The 1,173-nt window shown below is 40.1% G+C and carries 3 protein-coding genes; 2 read left to right on the forward strand and 1 reads right to left on the reverse strand.

Features of this window, described 5'->3' with window-relative positions; translation table 11 throughout:
* Both ACUVJL_RS27790 and ACUVJL_RS27795 read left to right on the forward strand, forming a co-directional pair.
* A partial coding sequence (locus ACUVJL_RS27790; RefSeq protein WP_445248796.1) for a type II toxin-antitoxin system TacA family antitoxin occupies positions 1–233 on the forward strand: 233 nt, incomplete at its 5' end.
* 3 nt (positions 234–236) lie between these two features.
* Positions 237–743 carry a GNAT family N-acetyltransferase gene (locus ACUVJL_RS27795; RefSeq protein WP_445248797.1) on the forward strand — a complete coding sequence of 169 codons (507 nt, stop codon included), beginning with the start codon at positions 237–239 and terminating at the stop codon, positions 741–743.
* Positions 744–785: 42 nt separating this feature from the next.
* Here ACUVJL_RS27795 and ACUVJL_RS27800 read toward each other — a convergent pair.
* Positions 786–1,173: Uma2 family endonuclease (locus tag ACUVJL_RS27800; protein ID WP_445248798.1), on the reverse strand; the 388-nt coding region annotated here is incomplete at its 5' end.

The raw sequence follows: 1,173 nt of genomic DNA on the forward strand, positions 1-1,173 counted from the left end.
CAGATAAAGAAATCCTAGAAAAAGCAGCCGCAGCAAAGTCTATGAATCTAGGCGAGTATCTGCTAGAAATCGCTCTAAATGCAGCCAAACAGCCACCTCTAGAAGTAGAGCAAATTGCATTGAGCGATCGCGATTGGGAAATCTTTGCATCTGCCATCGAAAATCCACCGGAACCAAACTCCGCCCTCAAAGCAGCTATCAAAGAGCATCAGGAAAAGTACGGGAACTGGTAAATAATGAAATGGATTTTTTGTACAATAGATGATAGCCGACTAAAAAGAGAAGCTTTTGACTGCGGTATACCGGAGTTAAATGAGTACCTCAAAAAATATGCCCGACAGAATGATAAAAGAGGAATTGCTAAAACTTTTGCGGCAATTCCAGAAGATGAAACTGGAGATATAGCCGGCTATTATTCAGTCAGTACGGCTGAAATTAAACGCGAATCTTTACCTGAAAATTATCGCAGAGGATTACCTCGCTATCCTGTACCAGCAATACGTCTAGGCAAACTTGCTGTGGCTATCTCAATGCAGGGGAGAGGATTAGGAAGAGAACTGTTAATGGAGTCATTTCGCTCTTCAGTTCGCCTCTCCTCTGAGGTGGGAATATTTGCGGTGATAGTCGATAGTAAAAATCAGCAAGCTAAAGAGTTTTATTTGAAATACGGTTTAATACCTTTAGAGGATGATGAACTTTCACTGTTTATCCCGATCACCACCATCATCAAAGTGCTTGAATAAACAAGCGAGCGATCGCCCTTCTCAAACAAGCGTGAATCGCCCTCACACTTCATTTTGACTATTTTCTTGCTCAACTTCCTCAAAATTAACTTGTTCGTAAACATCAGATAGAGGAACTTCTAGCTGAAACGAATTAAACACTAATGCGGTATCTTCCTCGTCATACTCGGAATACAACCATCTTTTATTCTCAGTTTTAGAATACTGCTCAACCTTAATTTTTGTTTGGTCAATCAGAATGTATTCTCGAAAACTCGGAAGAGTTTTGTAAAATGTAAACTTGTCAGATCGATCGTAGTTTTTAGTAGACTTTGATAAAACTTCCACAATCACTTGAGGGTTGGTAATCATATCTGTACGATTGTTGTGGTACTCAGGTTGCCCAAAAGTTACCATTACGTCGGGATAAGTGTAAAGTCGCACTTTTGGT

Source organism: Microcoleus sp. OTE_8_concoct_300 (assembly GCF_031383065.1).
In the GTDB taxonomy this organism is placed as follows: domain Bacteria; phylum Cyanobacteriota; class Cyanobacteriia; order Cyanobacteriales; family Microcoleaceae; genus Microcoleus.